This window comes from Cutibacterium modestum (assembly GCF_008326345.1).
Taxonomy (GTDB): domain Bacteria; phylum Actinomycetota; class Actinomycetes; order Propionibacteriales; family Propionibacteriaceae; genus Cutibacterium; species Cutibacterium modestum.
In genome coordinates, this window is sequence record NZ_BJEN01000003.1 from 440,991 (window position 1) to 466,764 (window position 25,774).

The following is a 25,774-nucleotide window of genomic DNA, read 5'->3' on the forward strand; positions in this document are numbered from 1 at the left end:
GATCTGATGGCCAAGACAGCTCTGAAGGTCAAGGCGGCCCGCAAGCCCAAGTTCGGTGTCCGTGCTTACACCCGTTGCCAGCGCTGCGGTCGTCCGCACTCGGTGTATCGCAAGTTCGGCCTGTGCCGAATCTGCTTGCGTGAGATGGCCCACGCCGGTCAGCTCCCGGGTGTCACCAAGTCTTCCTGGTGACCAGCGCGTCCGCTAAGGATGCTGATCCACGGGCCCAACAAGGCCCCAGCGGGTTGCTAACCCGCCCTAGACATACCTGAACAACACAGAAGGTCCCAAGCTAGACCCTACGGGGGACGGCACCTGGGAAACCGTTGTGAGAAAGAGGCCAAAACCAGCCATGACTATGACTGACCCGATCGCAGACATGCTGACTCGTCTGCGCAACGCCAACCAGGCGTACCACGACCAGACGTCGATGCCTCACTCGAAGATCAAGGCGGGAATCGCCGGCATCCTCAAGTCCGAGGGCTACATCGCCGACTACAAGGTCAACGAACCCAAGGAGGGCGAGGTCGGAAAGACTCTGACCCTCACCCTCAAATACGGCGAAAACCGTGAGCGCTCGATCGCTGGCATCCGTCGTATCAGCAAGCCCGGACTTCGCGTTTACGCCAAATCCACCGCCTTGCCGAAGGTACTCGGCGGCCTGGGCATCGCGATCATCTCCACCTCTCAGGGGCTGCTTACTGACAAGCAGGCTCACGAGAAATCCGTGGGCGGGGAAGTCCTCGCCTACGTGTGGTGACCATCGACGAGACAGATAGGAGTAATCAATGTCGCGCATTGGCAGGCTTCCCATCGCCGTCCCGTCCGGTGTTGAGGTGAAGCTTGATGGGCAGTACGTGGAGGTGAAGGGTCCCAAGGGAACCCTGAACTTCACCGTTCGCGAACCCATCACTGTGAGCAAGAATGATGAGGGTGCAATCCTCGTCGAGCGTCCCGACGACGAGCGTGAGAATCGCTCACTGCACGGGTTGACTCGAACCCTCATTAACAACATGGTCATCGGTGTGACCGAGGGCTACGAGAAAAAGCTGGAGATCCAGGGCGTGGGTTACCGCGTACTGTCCAAGGGTCCCAAACAGCTCGAGTTCAACCTCGGCTTCTCGCACCCGGTGATCGTCGACGCCCCGGAGGGAATTACTTTCGCTGTCGAGAACCCCACGAAGTTCTCGGTTCAGGGTATCGACAAGCAGGTCGTGGGCGAGACTGCGGCCAACATCCGCAAGATCCGTAAGCCGGAGCCCTACAAGGGCAAGGGTGTGCGTTACGAGGGCGAGAACGTCCGTCGCAAGGTTGGAAAGGCAGGTAAGTGACATGGCAAGCACCCTGATTGTTCGCAAGAGCCTGTCCGACCGCGCCAAGGCACGTGCTCGCCGCCAGGCCCGTGGTCGCAAGAAGATCTTCGGTACCGTCGAGCGTCCCCGCATGGTTGTGACCCGTTCGTCGAAGCATATTTTCGTTCAGGTCATCGACGATGTTGCCGGCAACACCCTGGTTTCGGCCTCCACTATGGAGCCCGAGCTGCGCGAAATGTCCGGAGACAAGACTGCGAAGGCGGCCCGCGTTGGCACCATCATCGGTGAGCGCGCCAAGGCCGCTGGCATTGAAAAGGTCGTCTTCGACAAGGCCGGGAACCAGTATCACGGGCGGATCGCCGCGCTGGCCGATGCGGCCCGCGAGACCGGTCTCGACTTCTGACCCACGAAAGGTAAGTGAGCAACGATGAGTGGAACCCAGCGCCGCGGTGGCGGTGCAGGTGGTGAGCGTCGTGGCCGTGACAACCGTCGTGGCCAGAACGATCGCAACCGCAATCAGAACGAATATCTCGAGCGCGTCGTGGCTATTAACCGCGTCGCCAAGGTGGTCCAGGGCGGCCGTCGCTTCAGCTTCACGGCGCTAGTCGTCGTAGGTGACGGCGAGGGCAGCGTGGGCGTCGGCTACGGCAAGGCTAAAGAGGTGCCCGCAGCTATCGCCAAGGCCGTTGAGGAGGCCAAGAAGCACTTCTTCAAGGTGCCGTTGATTGGTCGCACCATCACCCATCCGGTGATCGGTGAGAAGGCTGCCGGTATGGTGATGCTGCGTCCGGCTTCCCCCGGTACTGGTGTTATTGCCGGTGGCTCGGCCCGCGCTGTTCTCGAGTGTGCCGGTGTGCAGGATGTGCTCGCGAAGTCCCTCGGGTCTTCGAACGCGATCAACGTGGTTCACGCCACCGTCGACGCGTTGCAGCAGCTTGAGGAGCCCGAAGAGGTCGCCCGCCGTCGTGGTAAGTCCGTGGAGGATGTCGCCCCGGCGGCCATGTTGCGTGCACGCAAGGAGGCCGACGAGGCCGCTGCTGCTGCCCGCATGGAGGAGAAGGCAGGGGTCAACTGATGAGCAAGCTGAAGATCACCCAGGTCAAGTCCGGCATCGCTACGAAGCCGAATCATCGTGAGACCCTGCGCAGCCTCGGGCTAAAGCGCATCGGTGACACGGTCATCAAGGAAGACCGTCCGGAGTTCCGCGGGATGGTCCAGACCGTTTGTCACCTCGTTACCATGGAAGAGGTGGACTGACATGGCTATTGAGCTCCATGATCTCAAGCCCGCTCCTGGTGCCCACAAAGCTAAGACCCGCGTTGGTCGTGGTGAGGGTTCCAAGGGTAAGACCGCTGGTCGCGGTACTAAGGGAACCGGCGCACGCAAAAACGTACCCGAGTTCTTCGCGGGTGGTCAGATGCCGATTCATATGCAGGCCCCGAAGCTGGGCGGGTTCCACAACCCGTTCCGTACCGAGTATCAGGTCGTGAACCTGGACAAGGTTGAGGCTCTGTTCCCTAAGGGCGGCAAGATTACCGTCGACGACCTGGTCGCCGTTGGTGCTGTCCGTGACAACGAACTCGTCAAGGTTCTTGGGACCGGAGAGCTGACCGTCAAGGTGGACCTCGTAGTCGACGCCTGGTCGAAGTCGGCCCAAGAGAAGATCGAGAAAGTGGGTGGCAGCGTCACTAAACGCTGAATTCTTCTCGTTATGAATACCACCGATTGACGACGGGAGGGATAGGAAACTGAATTGTTTCCTATCCCTCCCGCTGTTATCAATCTGGCAGGACATTCCAAAGATGAAATGCCTTGCTCAGCTGACCTCAACAGACCGCCGCAGGGGCGCCGTGTGCGTAAAATCACACACCACGCGGCTCTCGAGCCGTGGTGCCCTCACGCCTATGTGCGTGCGGCCGCCGCACCTCTTCGTCGCGCACGATCTGTCATGGTGCGTCACATCGCCAACCGTGTTGCCGTCATGTACCTGAGACGAATCGTCGAGCTCGGTGGGGTCTCGCAAGTTCTGACCATCCGATGCACCCGTACACCCAAAGTTCAGGGGATTCACCGAGGCTTCCCAAGCCCATGTGCATGGGGGAGCGTCTACCCGCAGCCGGATATTGATCGCCGTACTGCTTGCTACTTCCCCGAGGAGATTCGGGTGTTCTGAGGTCTGAAGGCCGGGCGCAATGAGGCGGTGTCGTGACGGCGGCACCCCATTCGTCGTGTCTAGAATCCGAACGGTGAGAGAAACCGGGGAAACACGGTCGTCCCTGAACACCACGATTGGATCAAAGGAAGGTCAAGGTTTCATAACGAAACCGCGTCATGATATCGGTTGTGGTGGTCGGGCCGAAGCAGGGGTGCCAAGCTCATACCATCCCCGAACCACATCACTAACTTTCTGGAGGTTTACCGTGCGCAAAACCTTGACGACCGCAGTCGCAGCGCTGGCTGTGGGGTCGCTTGTCCTCACTGGGTGCGGACAGAAGAACCGATCCGGCGGCAACCAGAATGGTGACAAGACCACGTCGGCGAGCGCGCCGCTGGCGGCCCTCAATATTAAACCCCGTGACCAGGTCAAGGATGGCGGCACCCTCCGACTCGCCATCAGCACCTTGCCAACCAGCTGGAACCCGATGCATATCGACAACAATTTGGTCGACCTGGACTCGATCATCTGGCAGTTTATCGGCGCCAATAACTTCGATATTGCCGAGGACGGTACTCCAAAGCCAAATCCGAACTACATTGAGTCGGCCAAAGTGGACACCAAGGATGGCAAGCAGGTCGTCACCCTGCACCTCAATCCCAAGGCCACGTGGAACTCGGGTCGCACCATCGATTACACCGATTACCAGGCCACCTGGAAGTCTTCCAATGGTGAGAACGACGAATTCCTCCCTTCTACCACCGACGGCTTTAAACAGATAACTTCGGTGGAGAAGGGGGACAAGAACACCGACGTCGTCATCAAGTACAAGTCGACCTACCCGGACTGGACGGCCACATGGAGGAATGTGATGCCCAAGGAGGGCGTCTCCGACCCCGACACCTTTAATTTCGGCTGGAAGAAACCGAATCCTGACTGGTTTGCTGGCCCCTTTATCCCCACCAAGGTGGATCAAACCTCTAAAACCCTCACCGTCAAGCGCAATGATAAGTGGTGGGGAGATAAGGCGAAGCTCGATACCGTCACCTTCAAGGCGATGGACGACGCTGCCAAGACCAAGGCTTTCGCTAACAAGGAGATCGACGTCGCCGACACCATCATCACCAAGGACGGCTACGAGACGGCTAAGAAGCGTGACGACGCTGATATGCGGGCTGCTGGTTCGCTGCAGTGGCGCCACTTCACCTTCAACACCAAGTCGGCCAACCTCTCGAATAAAGACGTTCGCCAGGCCATCGTTAAGGGCATCAACCGTCCGGCTATCGCCAAGTCGGATCTTGCTGGTATGCCGGTTAGCCCTGACACCCTCATGCTTGGCAATCACTTCTTCATGCCGGGTCAGGCTGGTTACAGGGACAACTCCGCAGATGACACGTACGATCCTGAAGCCGCTAAGAAGGGCCTGGACGAGGCCGGTTGGAAGATGCAGGGTGACTACCGCATTAAGGACGGCAAGACCCTCACGATTAACTACGCTGAATTGACTGGCGTCCCCACCTCTGGGAACGAGGGAGCCCTGTTTAAACAGGACATGGCGAAGATCGGCGTCAGGGTCAACCTTGTCAACACCCCAGCCAGCGACATGGAGAAGGTGCTGACGAACCACTCCTTCGACGTCATCGCTTTCACCTGGCAGGGCACCCCGTACCCGATGGCGAACGTCCGTCAGATCTATGGCGCTACCGCTGCCGACTCCACGCAGCCGTCGCAGTCCAACTTCTCGCAATTGATCGATCCCGAGGTTGAGAAACTCATTCCAAAGGTTGACACCGAGTCTGATGTCTCGAAGCGCCGCGAGCTGGCTAACCAGGTTGACAAAATCATCTGGGACGACGTCATGACCTTGCCACTGTATCGACGCATCTCCTTCACCGCTGTTCCGAAGAATCTGGCGAACTTCGGTGCGGCCACCTTCCAGACCGTGCATGCCGAGGACATCGGCTTCCAGAAGTGATGACGGACTGATGAGGGGCCGAGGATATCGCTATCTCCGGCCCGTTGTGACGGTCGTTGTTACTAGGCTGTAGCGGCAGGTCAGGTGTGGCGACGGCGACGGACCAAAAGCGCAATGACCAGTGCAATCGCGACGACAGCAATGACGATGATGGTGGCAAGGGGCCCAGCCTTGAGGCCGCGAGATGAGGCATCCCCATTCTGCACGTTCTTGGCGCTGCTACCGGTCACCTGGAAGGACGACCCTTTCGCGTTTCCAGCGGCCAACTTCGGGGGAGTGCAGGACTTGGTCTTCGGTTTGTTGTAGCACCAACCCTCGATGGATCCTGCGGTTGGCTTGTACTGGTCAGCGCTCTTCTGGGAAAAATCCCATGTAGCTCCAGCCTTGGAGGCATGGTAATAGGCCCAATACTGTCCGTTGAAGCTTTTGGGGCAGGTGGCAGGGTGGTCGTTCATGGTGCAGATGAGGCCAGTTTTGCTCTTCTGCACCGCGACGCCGGCCTTCTTCAGGGCATCGGCGCCGCTCGCGGGGGAGCTCACGCACTGGTTGGCCAAGACTTTGTCCTCGGCGGTGATGACGAATACCCAGACCTTATTGGCTTTGAGGCAGTTGCCAATCGCCTGTGCTTGACCGGTGTCTGCCGTCGGGGAGGGGGTAGCCTGAGCGGTAACCGGGAAGAGGACGGCGATAGTTGCGAACAACAGGCCGACGAGCATTCCGATCGGTGCTTGTCGGTTCTCAATGTGGGGAATTCTCACATGACGATGATGCCGCAGAGAGGACCATATGCCCAAGTTTTCCGGTATGGGCGGGTACCGGGCCTCAGAGGATAATGACGGTCGCGACGAGCACGACGGTGACGCAGATCGTCATCCAATTAGGGTGCACGTGGATCTCTCCGTCGGAAGATTTCGTGTGTGAGCCCAGGGCCTTCTGCCCCTCGGCCGAAGCTACAGCACCTGAGGGCTGACGCTCGATTCGCTCCATCTCGATGAGATGAGCTGTCGAATGAGAGTCAAGGGACCACCTCATGGGTGTCTCAGAGCCGATGATGATCTGCGGGATGTGGTCGGCGTTGCTCTTCATTGCGGTTGTTGTGCCACGGGCAGGGGCGGCCCACGCCGAGATTGTCCTTGGTTTACGCACCCCCTCGGCGTCCAGACGCCGCTCAGCAGTGAGTGATAGCCCCCAACGCCCCGTTACCTCGGTGATTCGTCGCCAAGGCACATCCCAGATGCGGAACTGGTTGATGACGCTGACTCCCTCGTCATCAATCCGAATCTCGGCTACTCCCCAGATGATCCACACCAGCCATACGAAGAGCAGTAGAGCTGGCAGGTTCGTCAACCCGGCGAGGCCAGACCTGATGAGATCCAGAATCGTCAGTACGATGATCGCTGCCAGGATGACCCCGACGCCGATTCGCCCTCGGTGCGAGGAGATGATGATCGGCGGTCTCATGGCGCTCCAGAAAGGGGTCAGACAAAAACAATGGACGGCGACGTGGGTATTGCCCTCGTGAGTTGATAGGCTACCCCCGCTGTGTCCATGCTTCCAGACATTTGCCTGCAGCGCGTTATGGGGGTTGGATCTGCATTGTCAGTAGTCCACGAGATGGGAGAGGGCCCGGATGCTTTCCGCCTTCGCCAATGCCTTCAGAACGCCGGATCTTCGCCGCAAGATCCTGTTCACGCTCTTCATTTTGGCGGTTTTCAGACTCGGGTCCGTCATCCCCGTCCCGAACGTCAACGTGTCGAACATCAACACGTGTGTGAATCAGGCCAGCTCTGGTTCTTCGGCCGGTCTGTACTCGATGATCAGCTTGTTCTCCGGTGGTGCCTTGCTGAAGCTGGCGATCTTCGCACTCGGCATCATGCCCTACATCACCGCGTCGATCATCCTGCAGTTGCTAACCGTCGTGATCCCGAAGCTGGAAACCCTCAAGAAGGAGGGTGCGTCCGGTCAGAACAAGATCACCCAGTACACCCGCTACCTCACCCTGGTGCTTGGCCTGCTGCAGGCAACGGCCTTCGTCACACTTGCCACTTCCGGTCGTCTGTTCACCTGCAGCTTGCCGGTCGTCTACTCCACCTCGGTATTCGAGGTCGTCGTCATGATCCTGACCATGACGGCCGGTACGACCATCGTCATGTGGATGGGTGAGCTCGTCACCGACCGCGGTATCGGCAACGGTATGTCGATCATGATTTTCACCCAGATCGCAGCGCGCTTTCCTGATTCGCTCTGGGCTATCAAGGTTGCTCGAAATGGCGCCGGTCAGGCCCATGCGTGGTTCATCTTCAGCATGGTGATCGTGATTGGTCTAGCCGTCATGGCCGCGGTCGTGTTCATCGAGCAGGGTCAGCGACGCATCCCGGTGCAGTACGCCAAGCGGATGGTGGGGCGCCGGATGTTTGGCGGCTCAACGACGTACATTCCGCTCAAGGTGAATCAGTCCGGCGTTATCCCGGTCATCTTTGCCTCGTCGATCCTGTACCTGCCAGTGCTCTATGCAACCTTCCGGCCTCAGACCTCCGCGGCCAAGTGGATCGGCCACTACTTCACGCGTGGCGACCACCCGGTCTACAACATCGCCTACTTCCTGCTCATCATCTTCTTCTGCTACTTCTACGTGGCTATCACTTTTGACCCGGTCGAGATGAGTGACAACATGAAGAAGTATGGTGGATTTATTCCCGGCATCCGGGCCGGGAAGCCCACCGAGGACTATCTGGCCTATGTGTTGTCGAGGCTGACGGCACCTGGGTCCTTGTACTTGGGTCTCATTTCGATGATCCCGACGCTCGCGTTCGTCTACCTTAAGGCGAACCAGAACTTCCCCTTCGGAGGTACGAGCATCCTCATCATCGTGGGTGTGGCGCTGGACACCGTTAAACAGGTCGAAAGCAAGTTGCAGCAACGACACTACGAAGGATTCCTATCATCATGAGATTGCTGATCATGGGCGCCCCAGGCGCAGGCAAGGGGACTCAGGCTACCGCCATCGCCGAGCACTACTGCGTGCCCGCGATCTCTACCGGTGATATGTTCCGTACCAATATCAAGAACGGCACCGAGCTGGGCAAGAAGGTCAAGGCCATTATGGACGCCGGAGACCTCGTCCCCGATGAGTTGACAGACCAGGTCGTTGTCGATCGCCTCAACCAGGACGATGCTGCCAACGGCTTCTTGCTCGACGGCTACCCCCGCAATATGCATCAGGTCGAGGCCCTCGACGCTTACCTTAAGGAGCATGGCCGGCAACTCGACGCCGTTATCAGCCTCGACGTCGATCCCGAGTTGCTCACTCAGCGTCTGCTGAAGCGTGCTGAGATTGAGGGGCGTACTGACGACAATGAGGAAACCATCCGCAACCGGATGAGTGTCTACTCCTCTCAGACTGAGCCGCTGCTGGAGCATTACCGCTCGGTTGGCATCTTCGTCCCGGTGGACGGTGTTGGAGAGATCGACGAGGTGCGTCAGCGCATCTTCGCCGCACTCGATTCGAAGAACTGACGTGTTGGGTCGCAATCGATTTCAGATCAAGACACCCGACCAGATTCGCACGATGCGGCGGGCTGGCCTCGTCGTCGCTGAGGGGCTGGAGGCCATGAGCGTGGTTGCCGTGCCTGGGGCCACGACCGCCGACATTGACAGGGTCGGTCGGGAGGTCCTCGAACGGCACGGTGCCGGGTCGAACTTCCTCAACTACGGAGACGCTTGGAGCTTACCGCCCTACCCAGGTGTCGCCTGTGTGAGCCCCAACGAGACGATCGTTCACGGCATCCCCGGCGAGCGTGAGCTCAAGGACGGTGACATCGTCTCCATCGATTACGGTGCCATCGTTGATGGCTGGCATGGCGATGCCGCCCGGACTGTTCTGGTGGGAGATGTTAGCGAGGAGGCTCGGATTTTATCCGAAGCGACCCGGGAGTCGATGTGGGCCGGTATCGCCAAGGTCGCGCCTGGAGCTCGGATAGGTGATGTTTCCGCGGCGGTGCAGGCATCGCTGGAGTCCCATGGCCGTGATTACGGCATTATCCGGGAGTACACCGGCCATGGGATCGGTACCGAGATGCACATGGATCCGGATGTTCCCAACTGGGGGCGTGCCGGACGTGGCCCGAAGATCGTTGAGGGCATGGTGCTGTGCGTCGAGCCGATGGCCACCCTCGGTACGGAGGACACCGCGACCTTGAACGACGAGTGGACCGTTGTCACAGTGAATGGCTCGTGGGCCAGCCACTGGGAGAACACCGTCGCCGTAACCAGTAAAGGCTTGTGGGTGTTGTCGGAGCCCGATGGTGGTCAGGCTGAGCTTGAGAAGCGTGGAGTGGCATTTGGTCCCCTTGATTGAGGACTCGGGGCAACGGGTGTGGTTTCATGGTGGCCATGAGTCCGTCATCAGGTTTGCCCCACACGCACCCGCGTTGATGACGGTGTTTACACAGACTTTCGTCCCTCGCATCCAGCGAACTTGTGCCCTCTGTTCGAGGCGATGATAGGGGTGCGACGCTGTAGAGCAAGTGCTGGCTGTAGCAGAAGGGCCTGATTTGAAATGAAAAGCACATCACCGTTGGCTTGATGGCTCCCGCGTTGCTGGCTGTTAGTGAAACTTCCGTTGGTACCGCATTGGCGGACCCCATCTCAGGAAGTGCGAAAGCCCCTATACCGATAACGATGCAGGATGCGAACGTCTCTGCCCCGGAAGGTCCAACCTTTTAGGCAAAGCCCTGCGCTGATGGCTCCGATCGACGGTGCAGCATCGGAATGAGTCGTCGAGACGGTTTGCCGCTAGCAGTTCGATAGCACTAAAGAGTCTGTGTCGCGTACCTGGGGAAAGCACGTCGTCGTCGAAGGGTCCCTTGAATATCTCGTTGTTTCGCTTATCGATGGTTCGGTCGTTGGGTTGCATGATCGCTGTCATTGCTGGCGTGTATAGGTCGCTTCAGCCGCGTATTTTTCTGCGACTGGGTTACGGTGGCGCAATGGAGGTGACGGGAGGCGGGGAGCCGGTTTTGTTTGTGGAGGCGTCTTTTGGGTCCTCGGGAAGCTTGCGAAATTCGATGATGCTTGCTGACATGTCTTCCTGCGACGCCGCGGTCCACGATGGATACTCGGGTATGCGCTGGTCTTCGCCGTGGTTTTGACAAGGGTGTATCTGCTCTTTGACGCTTTCGTGGGAGTTGGATCGCCGTTGCCGATTTAGGGGCGGTGGCGTTCGTTGTCAGGCTAGTGGCTGCCGCTACCCGACAGCGGCGGTGATATTCCTCGCCTGATCTGGCTTCATCGGATTTGGGGCGATAGAGCGGAGAAGGTAGCATTAACTGCTGGCTCCGTGTGTGCGGATCCACCACCACGCCCGCAGGGGGCGTGGGTAGCGGACAGATAGGATGTAATGGCCAAGAAAGAGGGAGCACTCGAACTAGAGGGAACTGTCGTTGAAGCTTTGCCCAATGCCATGTTTCGTGTCGAGCTCAAGAATGGGCACCGCGTTCTTGCCACGATTAGCGGCAAGATGCGCCAGCACTACATCCGAATCCTGCCATCGGATCGTGTCGTCGTCGAGCTGTCGCCCTACGATCTCACCCGCGGCCGGATCGTCTACCGCCATAAGTGAGCTGCTGCTCATTGCCAAGCGCTTAGCAGCGCACCACCCAGGTTCCCACCAGGGGACCGTTACGCGAAAGAGAATCTCATGAAGGTTCAGCCGAGCGTCAAGAAGATCTGCGATAAGTGCAAGGTCATCCGTCGCCACGGCCGCGTGATGGTCATCTGCGATAACCCGCGCCATAAGCAGCGTCAGGGCTGAGCCCACGCCGCGACGGGATCGCAGATCGTCATCGCGACGGTCAGCAGGAATGCAGGGGGTTCGGCCCCTGAGGTCCACCGTCAGGCCTACCACCCAGGTGGGAGCGGTGAACAAACGAATTCCACAACTGAAAACGCACCGGATACACACGCTGGTGCAGACCTCCCGAGCAATGCTCGGGACACCGTGGAAGCACGTCCCGGAACCCCGCTCAAAACCATCGAGCACGGATTCGGGCCACCACCCCCGGACGAAGGCCGGGGCCTCGTCGGACAGTCAGACGCTGTCCATCGTTCTCAGGAATGACGAGGACGCTCCACGTCGGACACCTTCGCGGCCTGAGCAATCAGGTCGAATGAACAAGAAAGGGATGCCACATGGCACGTCTCATCGGAGTCGACCTGCCGCGCGACAAGCGCCTTGAAGTCGCCCTGACCTACATCTATGGAATCGGTCGTACTCGCGCTACCGAGACCCTGAAGACCACCGGAATCAGCGGTGACCTGCGCGTCCACGAACTGACCGACGATCAGCTCGTGGCACTGCGTGACCACATTGAGGCCAGCTACCACGTCGAGGGTGACCTTCGCCGCGAGGTGGCTGCTGACATCCGCCGCAAGATCGAGATCGGCACGTATCAGGGCCGTCGCCACCGCAGCGGACTCCCGGTTCGTGGTCAGCGCACCCGCACCAACGCCCGTACCCGCAAGGGTAAGAGGAAGGCCGTCGCCAAGAAGAAGGCCAAGTGAGTCATCGCCTACAAGGCACTCACCAACCGTCCCCGACGCGCAGATCACACTGATTTCAGGAGAGACATCACATGGCTACTGCAGGCCACAAGGGTGCACCCAAGGCTAAGGTGCGCCGCAAGGAGAAGAAGAACGTCGCCGCCGGTCAGGCGCACATCAAGAGCACGTTCAACAACACCATCATCGCCATCACTGACCCTTCGGGTGCGGTGATCTCGTGGGCCTCTGCCGGCACCGTCGGCTTCAAAGGCTCCCGCAAGTCCACCCCGTTCGCCGCTCAGATGGCCGCCGAGGCCGCTGGTCGTCGCGCTATGGAGCATGGCATGAAGCGGGTTGACGTCTTCGTTAAGGGTCCTGGCTCCGGTCGTGAGACCGCCATCCGTTCCCTCGGGGCTGTCGGTCTGGAGATCGGCCCGATCTCCGACGTCACCCCCGTTCCGCACAACGGATGCCGTCCACCGAAGCGCCGCCGCGTCTGACCAACTCCGAGAGCAAAGGACTGATACACAATGGCCCGTTACACCGGCCCCCTTACCAAGAAGTCCCGCCGCCTCGGGACTGACCTTGTCGGCAATGACAAGTCCTTCGAGCGTCGTCCGTACCCTCCGGGTGTCCATGGACGCGGTCGCACCAAAGACTCTGAGTACTCGCTGCAGCTGCGCGAGAAGCAGAAAGCTCGTTACGCCTATGGTGTCCTGGAGAAGCAGTTCCGTCGTTACTACGAGGAGGCAGACCGCGCCCAGGGTAAGACTGGTGACGTCCTGCTGCAGATCCTCGAGTCGCGACTCGACAACGTCGTGTACCGTGCCGGACTTGCTGCTACCCGTCGTCAGGCTCGCCAGTTGGTCAGCCACGGCCACTTCCTGGTCAACGGCAAGAAGGTCAACATTCCTTCCTACCGTGTGAGCACCCACGACATCATTGACGTTCGCGAAAAGTCCAAGGACCTCCACCCGATCGTCGTCGCTCGCGAGACCTTCGAAACCCGCGACATCCCGGCCTGGCTTGAGGTTCGTCCCAATAAGGGACGCATTCTCGTCCACCAGCTGCCCACCCGTGACCAGATAATCATCGACGTCAACGAGCAGGCTATCGTCGAGCTCTACTCGAAGTAATACCGACAAAGGGGACGACCTCCCTAGTAACCCCCGAGCGGGTCAATTTCAGTGCGCGGCCTCCTATTTCTTGGTGGTTGCGGTTGGGCTTGTCGGGGGTTGCGGAAGATGACCCTCAATGTGGCGGCCCCGGCTTGTGGGGCCGCCACCCCCACAATCAAATATCGCGACGGGAATCCCGTCATCCTGTTCCCCCTCTGCGCCTTCATATAGCGGTTGGCGCGAAAGGTAGAAAACATGCTTATTGCCCAGCGCCCCTCCCTTACTGAAGAGACCATTTCCGAGTTCCGCTCGAAGTTCGTCATCGAGCCTCTGGAACCGGGCTTTGGATACACCATCGGCAACTCACTGCGTCGCACCTTGCTGTCGTCCATCCCGGGCGCCTCTGTGACGAGCATCAAGATTGAGGGAGTCCAGCACGAATTCTCGACCATTGAGGGCTGCGTCGAGGATGTCACCGAGATCATCCTCAACCTCAAGGGTCTGGTGCTCTCCTCGGAAGAGGATGAGCCGGTCGCCATGTACCTGCGCAAGTCCGGTACCGGTGAGATCATCGCTGCCGATATCAATCCGCCGGCCGGTGTGACCATCCACAACCCGGGGCTGCACATCGCCACCCTCAATGACGATGGCCGCTTTGAGATGGAACTCGTCGTTGAGCGTGGCCGCGGCTACGTCTCCAGCGCCCTCAACGACGATCCGAGCGCTGAGATCGGTCGCATCGCCGTCGACTCGATCTACTCCCCGGTCCTCAAGGTCACCTATAAGGTTGAGGCCACCCGAGTCGAGCAGCGCACCGACTTCGACAAGCTCGTCGTTGACGTTGAAACCAAGCCGTCCATTCTCCCTCGCGACGCTGTTGCGTCCGCTGGCAAGACTCTCGTTGAGCTGTTCGGCTTGACCCGTGAACTCAACGCTGAAGCCGAAGGGATCGAGATCGGCGCCGGGCCGGTTGACGAGGAGTACGCTGAGAGCCTGAGCACCCCGGTCGAGGAGCTCAACCTCACCGTCCGCTCCTACAACTGCCTCAAGCGTGAGGGCATCCATACCGTTGGAGAACTCGTCTCGCGTTCTGAGCAGGACCTGCTGGCGATCCGTAACTTCGGATCCAAGTCCATTGATGAGGTCAAAGAGAAGCTCACCGAGCTTGGTTTGGCCCTCAAGGATTCGGCTCCGGGGTTCGACCCACTCGCTGCGGCTGAGGCCTATGGCGAGGCTAACGACGACGATTACGCGGAGACCGAGCAGTACTGATTTATTGATGCAAGGGGGACGCCCCCCTGCATCCCCCGAGCGGGTTGGCTTTTGTCGCAGTTGCAGGCGTGCTGTTGGTTGCGTTTGGACTCGATTCTGCGGGTAGGGTTGTCAGGGCGCCCCTTGCATCCCACCGAGGGGGTCGAGCTGCGTTTCGTAATCGCAGGTTTCTGTGTGGCTGAGTAGTGGCTGGGATCTGTGAGGACGATCTGCTCGCACCGTGACAACTAAAGATTTCCTCTCTTCGGAGGGGAGGCCAGGGGGGTGGACCCTGGCCACACCCCCACCTGCCACATGACGGGAAAGGGGAGGGGAGGGCACCCGTCCTCCCTCAGCCGGACCGCGGCGGGTCCACCTGCCCGCCACGCCGACACACAAGGAGAAAAAGAATGCCGAAGCCCACAAAGGGCCCCCGCCTTGGCGGATCCCCGGCCCACGAGCGCATCATTCTGCGCAACCTGGCCAGCCAGCTCTTCGAGCATGGCCACGTCGTGACCACCCTCACCAAAGCCAAGCGCGTTCGCCCCTTGGCCGAGAAGCTCATCAACCGGGCGAAGACTGACACTGTCGCCAACCGTCGTTTCGTGAACCGCACGATCACTGACCGCGGCATTGTGCACATCCTCTTTACTGAGATCGGCCCCCTCATGGAGGGCCGTGACGGCGGTTACACCCGCGTCACTCGCATCGGCAATCGTAAGGGTGACAACGCCCCCATGGCCGTCATTGAGGTCGTTACCGACAAGGTCTCCGCCAAGGCTCCGGCCAGCGCGGCTGACGCTAAGGCGCAGATCAGCACCGCTACGGAGGCCAAGGGCGCCGAGCCCGAAACCGCCGGTGAACACAACGCCCTCGCCGAGAACGCTGCTGCGCAGGATTCCGAGGCCGATGAGCAGGAAGCCGTTGAGGCTGACGAGAAGGTCGAGGAAAAGCCCGAAGCCTGATCCTTCTTCAGAACGTACCGCCGGTCCTGTTAGAGGGGGACCGGCGGTCGTCATTCCTGCGTCGATCCCAGCCCAACCCCTGGTGTCGACGCACAGGATCACCGCATAGGCTAGACGGGTGACGACCTTTCGTATCGCTCAGCTTGCCAACTTCGTCGGCCCGGTGTCCGGCGGCATGAAGGTGGCCATCGACGCGCTCGGAAGGGGATACGTCGCGGCCGGTCACGAGCGGATCCTGGTGATACCAGGCCCCAAAGACCGCATCACCGAATCCGAATCCGGCATCACCGTCGAGATCGCAGCCCCGCGCGTCTCCGCGGGTTACCGCATGATCGCTACGCCCTGGCGGGCTCTTGACATCCTCGACCGCTTCCGCCCCACCTCCATCGAATCCTCTGACAAGTGGACCCTCACCCCTGCCGCAGGCTGGGCGTCACGACGAGGCATCGGATCAGTGTTGTTCAGCCACGAACGGCTTGACGACATGCTCACCATGTGGGTTCGCCGACAGTTCGGCGTCGCGGCAGTCGTCGGTGCCCTCAACCGTCGTCTCTCTAAATCCTTCGATGTCGTCGTCGTCACGTCCGACTACTCTGCGGGTGAATTCGCCGACACCGGTGCTCACCTCGTTAAAGTCCCCCTCGGCGTCGACCTAAAGACCTTTAATCCCGACACGCGTGAACCAGGACTGCCAACCCCGCGCCCTGACGGCATCTTGCGGCTGTGCTACATCGGACGGATGAGCCACGAAAAGAGCCCCCATCTGGCTGTCGCAGCTGCTATCGAATTGCATCGGCGTGGGGTCCCCGTCCGCCTCGACATGTACGGGGTCGGCCCGGACGCTGACGCCATGAAAAAGCAGGCTGGTGACGCCCCGGTCTTCTTTAACGGCTTCGTCGAGGGGCGTGACGAGGTTGCCCGACGCTTCGCCGCGGCCGATATCTCGATGTCAGTCTGTCCCGCAGAAACTTTCGGGCTAGCTTCCCTAGAAGCGCTCGCCTGCGGAACCCCAGTCGTTACCGCGAATCGGGGTGGCGCCCACGAGATCGTCGACGCGACGAGTGGGGAAGCTGGCAGCCCTGACGCAAATGGATTGGCCGACGCTGTCCTGCGGCTCGCGCCGCGACTTGGGCCCACACTGCGTGAGGCCGCTCGTCGGCGGGCCGAACAGTTCACGTGGGACGCTAGCGTCGAGAAGATGCTGCGGGTTCACTCCGAGGTCGCCGCTCGCCCGGGCGCCAAGCCTTACTGGAAGCAGAAGCTTAAGGATCGACACGGCGCCCGTCTTCGCAGTAACGATCCTCTCGCGCCACAGACTGCCACCCAGCAGACCGATGACCATCAGGAGCACACATGAAAAAGATCCCCCTCGTGTTGGCCGGTGCTGCGGCAGCCGTCGTCCCCGTCATTGTGATGGCGCCCAAACCTGAGCCGGCTCTGCCTGAGGGTCCTGCCGGCAAGCCGCTGCGGACCGTGGCGGATGTTGTCACGGCATGCCGCGCTTCCGGGAAAACCGGTTGGGACCTCGTCGACGAGGCCACCAGTCTTGTATACCGGATGTACACCCACTACTCGTGTTGGCACCTGTGGCTGAGCCCGGAGGCCTCGCTGGAGGCCGGGCACGGCTATTCGGGACAGTACAACATCGTGCTGGGACGAATACTTGAGCAGTTGGGGTTCGAGGTTCGCCCAGTCCACGCAGCACGGGTCCGTCTGGAGCACCACCCGTGGTACCACACCGGGCACAGCTGGCTACGGGTGACATACGAGGGTAAGGAGCTCGACGTTTGCGCTTCGCGACTAAGTAACACCGCTGGCAACGTCGCCTTTGTCCCTGTGACCGAGGTACTCGACCGCACCAGGCTCAACAGCATCGATACCACCCTTGCCCTGGGCCCGATCGTCGTTGCAAGTGTCTGGAGATCCTGGCTGGCGGGGTCGGATATCCAGAGCTGGATGTACCGGCCATTCGGACTGTCTGCCTGAGCGTTGAGCCCGAGGTCAAGCCTGCACAACTCTCCGGTTGCCGTTTTCGTCAGGGGCCGATTCATGGTCTCAGGCGCCATCATCTGGCCAGTCACAGCACCAACGACGCATAGACCTGCCGCAATCACCATGCACCACTTGATCCCAATTGTCCCGATGCCAATGGGCAGCAGGTAGGTACCGAGGAAGGCGCCGATGCGGCTGACGGCCGACCCGAACCCCACACCACTGGAGCGGATGTCGGTGTCGAAGATCTCTGAGGGGTACACCGCAGTGAGAATGTCGCTGTAGGAGTTAACCAAGGCAAAGAGCGCCAAACCCGCCACCAGCACCCACGATGGCGCAGTGGTCCACAACCCGACAACCAGGAGGACGACGACATGCACCCAGAACGGCCCGATGAGCATGCGTCGGCGGCCGATGCGATCGATCGCCAGTAAACCGGCGATCGCGCCAACGACGCCAATGGTGATGGAGAGGATGGTGCCGCCAGCCTGAGACTTGACGTTGAGGGATTCCAATACCTTGGGGGCGTAGGTAAAGATCGCGAAATATGGGGTGACGATGCACGTCCAGAACATACAAACGAAGACCGTGCGCCGCCGTTGACCCTTGCGGAACAGCTTGCGATAACCTTCTCCGTCCACCGACTCCTCGCTGAGCTTTTCGGAGGCGAAGTACCCCGGACCCATGTGCTTTTCAACGATCTCACGTGCTTCGGCTTCGTCGCCGTGACGCAGCAACCAGCGCGGGGACTCCGGAAGTCCAATTCGCAGCCCAAGCACGATGAGGGCTGGGAGTACTGAAGTGGCCAAGATGACCTTCCACGACACCCCAAACCACAGCAGCGCATACCCCAGGAGGACAGCGATGAGGAAGCCGACGCGCCAGCACAGCTCGAGGAAGGCCAGCTTCGATCCGCGTTCCCGGGCCGGAACGAACTTTGAAAGCATCGGTGCCCCGATTGAGTACTCGGCGCCGACGGCCATGCCTAAGAGGAATCTGAGAATCGCTAGCGGGGTCCCCGCCCATAGCGAAGGCCTGCCCAATGCCAATAACAATGAAAGCAACGATGTCGACGAGGAACATCCTGCGCCGCCCGAACTTATCGGTGAAAAAGCCGAAGAGTGGGGCACCGACGAAGATACCCAGCAGGCTCGCTGCACCAACAATCCCCTCATAGCGGGGGTGAGCCCGAGGCCGTGATTGATGTGCAAAATGACGACGCTGATTATCTGGTTCACCAAATGTGTACCCGGCCACTCGTCTTAGCCCTCGTGGGGGAATAGAGATCGTGGGCTGGTTAGGGTTGTTTCGACCATCACGACACCACCTCGCGGGTCCCGATCGTGGTCACCAGCGTGCGGAACTCCTGGCTGACTGGATCGGGAATCCAGCGGTGCGTGGTGCATCACGGCTGTTCTTAACGTCCTGTCGCAGGAAGCCTCGTGGGTCTCGTGCCTGTCTGGGAATGATTGGTGGTACCGGTCGAAGCCGCTGTGGAACTGTCCGTGGAAGCCATGGCGGGTTGCCCCGGCGGAGTGGGATTGGGGAGGGAACAGTGTGCCGGTGGGGTCCACATGTGCGCCGTCGGGTCGTGCCGGGGTCGATCGGCATGGCCGTCCGCGAGGCCTGCGAAAGTCACCTCACCGACTGCTGCGAAAGGTTGGGAGGCGTCGTGAGGTGAGGTCATCGTGATTCGCACATATCGTGCGTCTGCCCGCCTTGGGAGGCCGATGATCGTCGGGTAGGAGCTATAGGGCAGAGTGACTGGTTGTTTGCCGCCCCACTGGGAACCGTCACTCGAGAACTCCAGAACGAGGGTCTTGACCCGACCATTGGGATTGCCCCGGCGGGAGACCCACTTCATGGCCGACAATGCGTACTTGCGACCGAGGTCGACTGTCAGGGTGTGCGGATAAGTCGCAGCGGGTGCCTCCCAACGGGAGTGCCAGAATGTGTTCGGATCACCGTCGACAGCAGCCGCGGCCCGCCCATTGGGGGTGGTTTCGTTGCTTGCCTCGCTGGAAGCCGTGGCGGTGACGTCTCTCGTGATGGCGTTGGAGAATGGCAGCGTCTTGGACCTGACCGTGAACACCTTTTCCACGAAACGTCCGTCGGGGCCGGCGATGCGCAACAGGTGCGCTCCGCTGGCGGTTTGATAGGTGATGGGGACGTCTTGGTTGCCCGAACCGGTGGCGTTCGTGTGCACTGTGCCGATCTTTGTGCCGTCGGTGAGGACGTCGACCCAGGTGCTCGGCGTCAGGTGCGTGAACGAGACACTGAGCCGTGAGTCGTCGCGGACGGTGCTGCCGGCTGGGAAGGAAATAGTTGGCTTGTCGCAGGGGCCCACAACGGGACCGGTGGGTTGTGCTGGGGCTCCTTTGCGAACCGTCACCGAGGTGACGAGGACCCGTCCGTCGGACAGTTTTACCGTGATCGGGAAGGTGCCGGTGTGGCTCCAGGCGTGCGAAATGCGCAGGTTATACAGCCCACCCGCCGTCAGCAAGCCGCGGGGATGCCGATCGACGAACCGTACCTTCTGGGCGCCACCTTCGGTCCCCAAGTCGACGCTCGCGGTGAGGGAGCCTTTGATCGTCGAAGCGGACGTGCCATCGGCGTCCGCGGTGGAATCGGCGGTCATCGACGAACCGTCTGGGGACGCCTTCGTCCCCGGTGCTGCCAGTGTTGCGATGGTGACCTGACTGTAGCGACCCGGCGCCGTGACGCCCGGAGTGGCCGGCAGCATCGTTGCCCCATGTGACCTCAGGGGTGTCGTAGAAGTTCGACTGCATGGCCAGCAGGCGCGCGCCGTCGTCGGCCATACGCTTGAGGAAGTCACCGACCGACCGCCGTGACTGCGGTGTCCAGCCGATTTCGGCATGGGCGAGGGCACGGGGGAAGGCCAGATACTGTGACTGGCTGCCGTTGCGGATGGTTTCGGACCACTGTGGTCCCTCTATCCCGAGGATGTCATTGTCGGTGGAGTTGGGGATGACACTCGCTGGATCCCAGTCGTAGTAAGGACGCAGTCCACCATGGCCGTTCGAGGCCCAAACGAGACCGATCGCGGTGTTCGGGGTGTATTTCTGGTCCAGATAGGCGGCGTCGCTCTTCGAGATAATGAGCTTGGCGCCCCTTTCCCCGACGGCGCTGGTGCCGTTCTGCGGTACCGTTCCGTAGACCGTGGTCTCCGGATGGGAGTTGGCACTGTTGAGTTCAGGAAAGGCGTGCAGCATCGCGTTGGAGTGGGCTGGCGAGTCGATCTCGGGGACCACCATGATGTGGCGAGCAGCGGCATAGGCGACGATGCTGCGGTACTGCTGTTGAGTGTAGAACCCGGTACGACCCAGCTCATCGCGGTAGCCATGCTCCTGGGTGTCCATTGCGGTGTGCCCGGACACTGAAGTGAGTCTCGTGTAGTCGAGGGTGTCACCGGGTTTACGGCCTTTGTTGGTGATCTGGATTCGCCAGCCTTGGTCGTCGGCCAGATGCATGTGCAGTACTGACATCTTGTGGGCTGCCATGACGTCTAGGATTGACCTGACCGTCGTTGACGGTCAGGAAGGAACGTGCCGGATCAAGCTGGACGCTGCGGTAGCTAAACCGTGGGGCGTCGGTGATGGTCACGGCCGGGGCTGGGTGAACTCGATGAGTGGCGGAAAAAGTTGTCGGATCGTCTGGACGGCATCGAAGAGACCATGGTCCGTCACGGCCTGGGCGGTGATGGATCCGGCTCGTGAAATGAGCGAGTACGCCTCCTCTTGTCGGGAATACGCGCCGATTCTCGTGTTCGGGTCGACGGCCAGGCTGATGACTGAGCCGTGACCGGTGCTGCTCGAGACAATTGGCAGGGAAAAGCCGGTGGAGCGACGCAGGATTGATGCTAGGAACTTGGCGCTATTAGTGGCCTGGCCTTTGGCGACGATGACGGTGGATTCATTGAGGACGAAGGGCGCCCCGCTGTCGGTCTTGAGGAAGGCAGGCAGTGGAACCAAGGACGGCACAGTGCCTGTGGTGGGGTCGGGTGTTCGTGGACTGTAGGCCGGGGCTTTGTTGAGGTTCCCGACGAGGGAACCGGTGACCGAGTGGGTTGGCTCGACGGTGATCGACACTGGCCCGGAACCTGCTTCCTTGGCGGCCACAGCGACGGCGATGGTGTTCGAACCGTGAGGGTTGATGAACCCGGCGGGGATGACAAAGCGGGTCTGCGGTCCGACGTCACCGACGTAGACGCCGGTGTTCCAGCCGTTGACGAAGATCGTTGCCTGGGAGTGATCGGCACCTACCCTTCCCGGACCCTTGCCGTTACCGGAAGGCTTCACGACCACTTGGAAGGTGGTGTCCTGGTTCGCAGGTACCGACAGGTTGAAGGTGGAGCGGTACCAACGGATGCCCGAGTGGTCGGCGGTCATCGTCGTGGCCGCTGACCAGTCTTTGTCGGGCATGCCCGGCAGGTACCATCCGGCGCGTTCGCCGTACAGGCCACCGTTGTTGTACATCGTTCGGGCGGTGTCGCCGGTCTGTCCAGTGCTCAGCGCACCACGGACCCGCCAGGTGACCGGCCCTTTGGCAGGCAGGCTGGCGGAGTTGAGACCGCGGGACTGACGTGACAACCCGTTGTCGGACCAGTCGAGGTTCTGGCCGAGGTTGTGGACGACGACCGAGAGGACGACTGGATCACCGGCCTTGACTGAGGAGGGGAGTTCGATGCTCGTCGTATTTCCGATCGCGCGATGAGCACCGGCGTAAGCGCCGTTGATCCAAACCTGCATGAAGGCTGGGTCGACGCCATTGGGCGCGGCTGCGCCTTGACCGCCGTTGGCATTGAGTTTGAGTGTACGCGTTGTGCCTGCGGTGAAATGGGCACGGTACCAGACTGAACCTTCATAGAAGCCGAGAAGATTCGAATCTAGGGCGGCACCGCCGAGCGTCGGCTTCTGCCATGGCGTGCGTCCTGTCGTGGAGTTGGCAATTTTCCACGCCGAGTCGTCGTAACCCTTGGCGGCCTCCGGAGCGCCCGTCCTGGAGACCCAGTGCAGGGTGGGGACGGAAACGGCGTCCGGGCCGGGCACTGGGGCATCGGTGAGACGTGGCAAGGGTTGGCCGTTCCAGCTTGCCGAGGTGATGGCGGCGTCCGGGATGACGGAGACGGTACTGGGCTTGGCCATCTGGCCGGTCAAGGCGACGGTGCTGCCGTTCGTAACGGCCTGGCCGGCGAGGTAGGCACCCTCAACGTCGGTGTGCACCGTGCGGCCGTTCAGGGTGCTCTCGAGTTGCCAGGTGGTGCGGGCGCTCTGACGGTCGATGACGCGCAAGGTCAAGGCGCCGTTGTCCTCACCGATGCGGATGTCGGATGGGGTACTGGTGTGGGTGTAGTCGAGGCGGAGCTGACCGGTGGTTGCGTTCCAGACGGTCCGCACACCGGGTCCCCTGACTGTGGGCTCGGAAGATCCTGCCTTGAACTGTAGGACGGTCTCGCCCGGGTCACCGCGGTGGCCGACGAGGTACTCAACGGTGCCGCGTCCAGAGGTGACGACCGGGGCACCGAACGGCTGGGAAGTGGTGTAAAGCACCTTGTGGTTGCCGATGGAGAAATCGGCGGCCATCATGAGAGCGTCACGGCCGTGCAGGTGAAGGGTCGTGGACGTGTCCTGCGGAATACGGGCCCATTGCCGGGCCGGGTTCGAGGGCTTCTCATCGTGGGCGTCCGCCGCTGGGTCGTCGATGACGCGCAGGGCGTCGAGGCTGACGATGGTGCCCTCGCCGCCTTGTGCTGCCTTGCCGAGATTGGTGACCGTGAGGGTGTGGTGCCGCTGGACAGGCCGGTGAATTCGTGAAGTACCTTTTGGGTGGGGCGGTTCTGGTCGGAGTTGACGTGACCAGTCGCTTCGACCGGGGCGGCATCATCGACGCGGAGGGAAACCATGCCGTGATCGGTGCCGGTACCAGAGACGACGGAGATCCCGGTACCGCTGAAGGTGAAGATCGCGGTGTCCCCCTTGCGGGATGAGACCGTCACGGTTCGGCCCGAGGCGCCGGGATCACTACGCTGCACCCACGGGCCCTGGTACGAGATGGCGGGGTCGCGGTCATCGACGACGTGCTGGCGGTTGGTGGAACTGCTGGAATCAAGATCGAGGGGGGTAGTGAAAGTAGTGTCGGTTGTTGCGTTGGAGTCGCTCAGCCGGAAGCCGATGAAGCGTGGCCCGGTTTTGCCGATGGTGCGCTGGTACGCGTGGACGGGGGAGCCCTTGACGTCTTTGGGCTCGGAGGCACTCACCGGATTGGTGGCTGCCAGCCATGGTAGGGCGCGCTGGAAGTAACCGATCTCTTTCTGCACGGCGAATTTGTCGGTGAGGGTGCGTTCTTCGTTGAGAGCCGCGCCGTAGTCGTAGGAGGTGAAGCCGGAAGCAGGGGCCCCGGTCCATCCCCAGTTCGTCCCGCCCTCGAGCATGTAGTAGTTGAATGCCGTTACGCCATTGCCAATGGTGGAGGCGCCCCATTGCCGGGTGAACGCGGGATCGGCGAACTTGGCGCAGGTGCTGGGGGTGAAGGGAGCGCCCCACGGAGTGAAGGCTCCGCCCTGGGCTTCAGTGATGAACTGTGGAGTGGTGGGAGCCATGGCCCGGAACTCGGCTTCGTGGTCACTCAAGGTGTTGCGCTTGCCGTTGCATGTGAAGCCCAATGGGTAGGAGTCGTAAGCGTAGAAGTCGGTGCCGTACTTCGAGGTGTCGGAGAAGCGCCCGCCCATCGAGTAGTCGTTGGTGAATAGCGGGACGGTGATGCCGTCGGCCTTGACGTAGCTCGTCAGTGCCTTAAGGAATGCGGATCGATCGGAGTTTTCGTCGAGCAGCTCGTTCTCCACCTGGTACATGAGCAGGGAGCCGCCACCGGTCGTCACCTGGTGCTTGCGGGCGATGGCGTCGAAAGCGTGCAGCCACTGCTTCGAACGCGCCAAGTTCGCGGTGCTACGCAGAGGTCCAGGCTGGTTGCTCATGGTGGCGGGGAGACCACCCATGGAGATTTCGGCGTTGATGTAGGGGCCGGGGCGGGCGATGACGTATAGGCCTTCCTCCTCGGCGATGGTGAGTAGTTTGTCGATGTCCTTGATGCCGGAGAAGTCGAAGCTGCCGTTCATGGATTCTTGGTGCAGGCCCCAGAAGAAGTACAGCGAGACGGCGTTGAAGCCATTTGCGCGGGCCTTGCGCATGACGTCGCGCCACGCCTGTTGGGAGGGGAGGCGCCAGTAGTGCAGTTCTCCCGACCATATCGACAACCGTTTGCCGTCCACGGTGAACGAGTGCTTGTCCCAAGCGACCTTGTGGGCCCTTCCGTCGTTGCCTGGGAAGGTGTAAGGCACGGCTTGCGTCATCTTCGGCGCCTGTGACGGTGACATTGCCGCAGCTGTGTCAGGTGTGGCGGCAAAGGAGGTCGAGGCACAGGCGACCGCGGTCAGTGCAGCCACCGCTGTGGATACGGAATGGCGATGCTCAGCTTTGCGCATGGACGGCTCCGTCATGTGGACGAACCACCTCTCGGTGGGCGCGGGGCGTCAGTGCCTCACGCGCAGTCGAAGCTATCAGCGGTGTGCGGGAGCTTGAGTTCAAGCGCTCAGCACGGGTGCACGTTCATGCAGTCCGGTATGATTTGCCGGACACGTTGGTTCAGGGTAGATCACTGGCCGCGTCCCTGTGTGGACGCGGCCATGGCGATGAAGGATGTGCCGGGATTCTCCGGACTTGGGGATCAGAACAGACCTGTGATGGAACGAGCCTTGGTGAACCGCTGCTCGGCGTCAGCCCAGTTGACGACGTTCCACCAAGCGGTGACGTAATCGGCCTTAACGTTCTGGTACTGCAGGTAGTAAGCGTGCTCCCACATGTCGAGCTGGACGACCGGGATCTGGGTTGACGGCAGGTTGCCCTGATGGTCGAACAGCTGCATGGTGTTGAGGCGCTGACCCATCACATCCCATACGAGCATGCCCCAGCCGGAGCCCTGAACGCCTTTGGCGGTCTCTTCAAACTGCTTCTTGTACCCGTCGAAGGAGCCGAAGAATTCGTCGATGGCGGCGGCGAGATCAGTGCCCTCGGGACGGTCACCGCCGGTGGGGGACATGTTCTTCCAGAAGACGGAGTGGTTGATGTGCCCACCGAGGTTGAACGCCAAGTCCTTCTCGAGTTTGTTGATGGAGCTGAAGTCGCCCTTCTCGCGGGCCTCGGCCAGCTTGTCCAGGGCAGTGTTGGCGCCCTGCACGTAGGTGTTGTGGTGCTTGTCATGGTGCAGTTCCATGATCTTGCCCGAGATGTGGGGCTCCAGTGCGCCGTAGTCGTAGTCGAGATCGGGAAGGGTGTAAACAGCCATTCTTCCTCCTGATGGAACGAGATGCGTCATGACGTCCGCCATGACGTGGCCCCTGGCGGAGCCGCGTGTTCGGTACAACACCGATACGTCCTCCATCATTCCCA

27 protein-coding genes and 3 pseudogenes are annotated in these 25,774 nt (G+C 60.9%); 22 read left to right on the forward strand and 8 right to left on the reverse strand.

Annotation, left to right across the window (positions count from 1 at the left end; all coding sequences use genetic code 11):
- The first annotated feature begins 6 nt into the window (after window positions 1-6).
- The 9 genes from F1563_RS10425 to F1563_RS10465 all read left to right on the forward strand — a co-directional run bounded on the left by F1563_RS10425 (window position 7) and on the right by F1563_RS10465 (window position 5,443).
- A complete protein-coding gene (locus F1563_RS10425) occupies window positions 7-192 on the forward strand; it encodes a type Z 30S ribosomal protein S14 (RefSeq protein ID WP_002515981.1) in 186 nt (61 codons plus the stop codon).
- Between the two features lie 160 nt (window positions 193-352).
- Window positions 353-760 (forward strand): 30S ribosomal protein S8, encoded by a 408-nt coding sequence (gene rpsH, locus F1563_RS10430; protein ID WP_002528749.1) that lies wholly within the window; start codon window positions 353-355, stop codon window positions 758-760.
- 28 nt (window positions 761-788) lie between these two features.
- Window positions 789-1,331, forward strand: a complete 543-nt coding sequence (rplF, locus tag F1563_RS10435) for a 50S ribosomal protein L6 (RefSeq protein ID WP_002516006.1) — start codon at window positions 789-791, stop codon at window positions 1,329-1,331.
- Window position 1,332: 1 nt separating this feature from the next.
- Window positions 1,333-1,716, forward strand: a complete 384-nt coding sequence (gene rplR, locus F1563_RS10440) for a 50S ribosomal protein L18 (protein WP_002528748.1) — start codon at window positions 1,333-1,335, stop codon at window positions 1,714-1,716.
- Window positions 1,717-1,740: 24 nt separating this feature from the next.
- Entirely contained in the window at window positions 1,741-2,388 is a 648-nt protein-coding gene (gene rpsE / locus F1563_RS10445; RefSeq protein ID WP_002528747.1) for a 30S ribosomal protein S5, read from the forward strand.
- Entirely contained in the window at window positions 2,388-2,570 is a 183-nt protein-coding gene (rpmD, locus tag F1563_RS10450) for a 50S ribosomal protein L30 (protein WP_002528746.1), read from the forward strand. The genes rpsE and rpmD overlap by 1 nt, the downstream gene beginning before the upstream one ends.
- A gap of 1 nt (window position 2,571) precedes the next feature.
- Window positions 2,572-3,012, forward strand: a complete 441-nt coding sequence (rplO, locus tag F1563_RS10455; protein WP_002528745.1) for a 50S ribosomal protein L15 — start codon at window positions 2,572-2,574, stop codon at window positions 3,010-3,012.
- Window positions 3,013-3,165: 153 nt separating this feature from the next.
- Complete coding sequence (locus F1563_RS13710; protein ID WP_202877271.1) at window positions 3,166-3,486, forward strand: hypothetical protein; 321 nt, start codon at window positions 3,166-3,168, stop codon at window positions 3,484-3,486.
- A gap of 247 nt (window positions 3,487-3,733) precedes the next feature.
- The gene (locus F1563_RS10465; RefSeq protein ID WP_002528743.1) at window positions 3,734-5,443 is read left to right on the forward strand and encodes an ABC transporter family substrate-binding protein; all 1,710 of its coding nucleotides are present in this window, start codon (window positions 3,734-3,736) and stop codon (window positions 5,441-5,443) included.
- Window positions 5,444-5,523: 80 nt separating this feature from the next.
- On the opposite strand, the gene F1563_RS10470 is transcribed toward F1563_RS10465, so the two are convergent.
- Together F1563_RS10470 and F1563_RS10475 are read right to left on the reverse strand one after the other, a co-directional pair.
- Window positions 5,524-6,201 carry a hypothetical protein gene (locus tag F1563_RS10470; RefSeq protein WP_007434058.1) on the reverse strand — a complete coding sequence of 226 codons (678 nt, stop codon included), beginning with the start codon at window positions 6,199-6,201 and terminating at the stop codon, window positions 5,524-5,526.
- A 64-nt stretch (window positions 6,202-6,265) separates the two neighbouring features.
- Window positions 6,266-6,904, reverse strand: a complete 639-nt coding sequence (locus F1563_RS10475) for a hypothetical protein (RefSeq protein WP_002528741.1) — start codon at window positions 6,902-6,904, stop codon at window positions 6,266-6,268.
- Between the two features lie 169 nt (window positions 6,905-7,073).
- On the opposite strand from F1563_RS10475, the gene secY reads away from it, so the two are divergent.
- The 12 genes from secY to F1563_RS14350 all read left to right on the forward strand — a co-directional run bounded on the left by secY (window position 7,074) and on the right by F1563_RS14350 (window position 17,303).
- Window positions 7,074-8,393 (forward strand): preprotein translocase subunit SecY, encoded by a 1,320-nt coding sequence (gene secY, locus F1563_RS10480; protein WP_002528740.1) that lies wholly within the window; start codon window positions 7,074-7,076, stop codon window positions 8,391-8,393.
- The gene (locus F1563_RS10485; protein ID WP_002528739.1) at window positions 8,390-8,959 is read left to right on the forward strand and encodes an adenylate kinase; all 570 of its coding nucleotides are present in this window, start codon (window positions 8,390-8,392) and stop codon (window positions 8,957-8,959) included. Before secY ends, F1563_RS10485 begins: the two co-directional genes overlap by 4 nt.
- Before the next feature lies 1 nt (window position 8,960).
- On the forward strand, window positions 8,961-9,800 hold the full coding sequence (gene map / locus F1563_RS10490) for a type I methionyl aminopeptidase (RefSeq protein ID WP_007434057.1): 840 nt from the start codon (window positions 8,961-8,963) through the stop codon (window positions 9,798-9,800).
- 1,041 nt (window positions 9,801-10,841) lie between these two features.
- Window positions 10,842-11,063 carry a translation initiation factor IF-1 gene (infA, locus tag F1563_RS10500; RefSeq protein ID WP_002514837.1) on the forward strand — a complete coding sequence of 74 codons (222 nt, stop codon included), beginning with the start codon at window positions 10,842-10,844 and terminating at the stop codon, window positions 11,061-11,063.
- A 78-nt stretch (window positions 11,064-11,141) separates the two neighbouring features.
- Window positions 11,142-11,255, forward strand: coding sequence for a 50S ribosomal protein L36 (gene rpmJ, locus F1563_RS10505; RefSeq protein ID WP_002514836.1), 114 nt, complete (start codon window positions 11,142-11,144; stop codon window positions 11,253-11,255).
- 377 nt (window positions 11,256-11,632) lie between these two features.
- A complete protein-coding gene (gene rpsM, locus F1563_RS10510) occupies window positions 11,633-12,004 on the forward strand; it encodes a 30S ribosomal protein S13 (RefSeq protein WP_002528734.1) in 372 nt (123 codons plus the stop codon).
- Window positions 12,005-12,075: 71 nt separating this feature from the next.
- Window positions 12,076-12,483, forward strand: a complete 408-nt coding sequence (gene rpsK / locus F1563_RS10515) for a 30S ribosomal protein S11 (RefSeq protein ID WP_002528733.1) — start codon at window positions 12,076-12,078, stop codon at window positions 12,481-12,483.
- 30 nt (window positions 12,484-12,513) lie between these two features.
- Window positions 12,514-13,119 (forward strand): 30S ribosomal protein S4, encoded by a 606-nt coding sequence (gene rpsD / locus F1563_RS10520; RefSeq protein ID WP_002528732.1) that lies wholly within the window; start codon window positions 12,514-12,516, stop codon window positions 13,117-13,119.
- Window positions 13,120-13,356: 237 nt separating this feature from the next.
- Window positions 13,357-14,373: a DNA-directed RNA polymerase subunit alpha gene (locus tag F1563_RS10525; protein ID WP_002528731.1), complete on the forward strand. Its 1,017-nt coding sequence runs from the start codon at window positions 13,357-13,359 to the stop codon at window positions 14,371-14,373.
- Between the two features lie 389 nt (window positions 14,374-14,762).
- Window positions 14,763-15,317 carry a 50S ribosomal protein L17 gene (gene rplQ / locus F1563_RS10530; RefSeq protein WP_002528730.1) on the forward strand — a complete coding sequence of 185 codons (555 nt, stop codon included), beginning with the start codon at window positions 14,763-14,765 and terminating at the stop codon, window positions 15,315-15,317.
- A 118-nt stretch (window positions 15,318-15,435) separates the two neighbouring features.
- Window positions 15,436-16,674 (forward strand): glycosyltransferase, encoded by a 1,239-nt coding sequence (locus F1563_RS10535; RefSeq protein WP_002528729.1) that lies wholly within the window; start codon window positions 15,436-15,438, stop codon window positions 16,672-16,674.
- Window positions 16,671-17,303: an arylamine N-acetyltransferase family protein gene (locus tag F1563_RS14350; RefSeq protein ID WP_227431938.1), complete on the forward strand. Its 633-nt coding sequence runs from the start codon at window positions 16,671-16,673 to the stop codon at window positions 17,301-17,303. Before F1563_RS10535 ends, F1563_RS14350 begins: the two co-directional genes overlap by 4 nt.
- A gap of 26 nt (window positions 17,304-17,329) precedes the next feature.
- Here the strand turns inward: F1563_RS14350 and F1563_RS10540 are convergent.
- The 5 genes and pseudogenes from F1563_RS10540 to F1563_RS10565 all read right to left on the reverse strand — a co-directional run.
- A pseudogene (locus tag F1563_RS10540) lies at window positions 17,330-18,538 on the reverse strand (MFS transporter); the annotation flags it as partial.
- A 188-nt stretch (window positions 18,539-18,726) separates the two neighbouring features.
- Window positions 18,727-20,128: pseudogene (locus tag F1563_RS10550) on the reverse strand (discoidin domain-containing protein).
- Between the two features lie 96 nt (window positions 20,129-20,224).
- A pseudogene (locus F1563_RS14355) lies at window positions 20,225-20,830 on the reverse strand (family 20 glycosylhydrolase); the annotation flags it as partial.
- A 99-nt stretch (window positions 20,831-20,929) separates the two neighbouring features.
- Complete coding sequence (locus F1563_RS10560; protein WP_230845068.1) at window positions 20,930-22,912, reverse strand: beta galactosidase jelly roll domain-containing protein; 1,983 nt, start codon at window positions 22,910-22,912, stop codon at window positions 20,930-20,932.
- Entirely contained in the window at window positions 22,912-24,678 is a 1,767-nt protein-coding gene (locus tag F1563_RS10565; protein WP_227431937.1) for a beta-galactosidase, read from the reverse strand. Before F1563_RS10565 ends, F1563_RS10560 begins: the two co-directional genes overlap by 1 nt.
- Before the next feature lie 43 nt (window positions 24,679-24,721).
- On the opposite strand from F1563_RS10565, the gene F1563_RS14360 reads away from it, so the two are divergent.
- Window positions 24,722-24,907, forward strand: a complete 186-nt coding sequence (locus F1563_RS14360; RefSeq protein WP_208542576.1) for a hypothetical protein — start codon at window positions 24,722-24,724, stop codon at window positions 24,905-24,907.
- A gap of 145 nt (window positions 24,908-25,052) precedes the next feature.
- Here the strand turns inward: F1563_RS14360 and F1563_RS10570 are convergent, their stop codons facing one another.
- Window positions 25,053-25,670, reverse strand: coding sequence for a superoxide dismutase (locus F1563_RS10570; RefSeq protein WP_036958440.1), 618 nt, complete (start codon window positions 25,668-25,670; stop codon window positions 25,053-25,055).
- Between the last annotated feature and the right edge of the window lie 104 nt (window positions 25,671-25,774).

Bases quoted from the DNA above. Each gene is read 5' to 3' on its own strand.
- F1563_RS10570 (WP_036958440.1), bottom strand. From the start codon at position 25,670: ATGGCTGTTTACACCCTTCCCGATCTCGACTACGACTACGGCGCACTG.
- rplR (WP_002528748.1), top strand. From the start codon at position 1,333: ATGGCAAGCACCCTGATTGTTCGCAAGAGCCTGTCCGACCGCGCCAAG.
- rpsM (WP_002528734.1), top strand. From the start codon at position 11,633: ATGGCACGTCTCATCGGAGTCGACCTGCCGCGCGACAAGCGCCTTGAA.
- rpsD (WP_002528732.1), top strand. From the start codon at position 12,514: ATGGCCCGTTACACCGGCCCCCTTACCAAGAAGTCCCGCCGCCTCGGG.
- F1563_RS10525 (WP_002528731.1), top strand. From the start codon at position 13,357: ATGCTTATTGCCCAGCGCCCCTCCCTTACTGAAGAGACCATTTCCGAG.
- rplQ (WP_002528730.1), top strand. From the start codon at position 14,763: ATGCCGAAGCCCACAAAGGGCCCCCGCCTTGGCGGATCCCCGGCCCAC.
- F1563_RS14350 (WP_227431938.1), top strand. From the start codon at position 16,671: ATGAAAAAGATCCCCCTCGTGTTGGCCGGTGCTGCGGCAGCCGTCGTC.
- F1563_RS10485 (WP_002528739.1), top strand. From the start codon at position 8,390: ATGAGATTGCTGATCATGGGCGCCCCAGGCGCAGGCAAGGGGACTCAG.
- rpsH (WP_002528749.1), top strand. From the start codon at position 353: ATGACTATGACTGACCCGATCGCAGACATGCTGACTCGTCTGCGCAAC.
- rpmD (WP_002528746.1), top strand. From the start codon at position 2,388: ATGAGCAAGCTGAAGATCACCCAGGTCAAGTCCGGCATCGCTACGAAG.
- rpmJ (WP_002514836.1), top strand. From the start codon at position 11,142: ATGAAGGTTCAGCCGAGCGTCAAGAAGATCTGCGATAAGTGCAAGGTC.
- F1563_RS10560 (WP_230845068.1), bottom strand. From the start codon at position 22,912: ATGGCCGCCGATTTCTCCATCGGCAACCACAAGGTGCTTTACACCACT.
- secY (WP_002528740.1), top strand. From the start codon at position 7,074: ATGCTTTCCGCCTTCGCCAATGCCTTCAGAACGCCGGATCTTCGCCGC.
- rpsK (WP_002528733.1), top strand. From the start codon at position 12,076: ATGGCTACTGCAGGCCACAAGGGTGCACCCAAGGCTAAGGTGCGCCGC.
- F1563_RS10475 (WP_002528741.1), bottom strand. From the start codon at position 6,904: ATGAGACCGCCGATCATCATCTCCTCGCACCGAGGGCGAATCGGCGTC.
- rplO (WP_002528745.1), top strand. From the start codon at position 2,572: ATGGCTATTGAGCTCCATGATCTCAAGCCCGCTCCTGGTGCCCACAAA.
- F1563_RS10565 (WP_227431937.1), bottom strand. From the start codon at position 24,678: ATGACGCAAGCCGTGCCTTACACCTTCCCAGGCAACGACGGAAGGGCC.
- rpsE (WP_002528747.1), top strand. From the start codon at position 1,741: ATGAGTGGAACCCAGCGCCGCGGTGGCGGTGCAGGTGGTGAGCGTCGT.
- rplF (WP_002516006.1), top strand. From the start codon at position 789: ATGTCGCGCATTGGCAGGCTTCCCATCGCCGTCCCGTCCGGTGTTGAG.
- infA (WP_002514837.1), top strand. From the start codon at position 10,842: ATGGCCAAGAAAGAGGGAGCACTCGAACTAGAGGGAACTGTCGTTGAA.
- F1563_RS10425 (WP_002515981.1), top strand. From the start codon at position 7: ATGGCCAAGACAGCTCTGAAGGTCAAGGCGGCCCGCAAGCCCAAGTTC.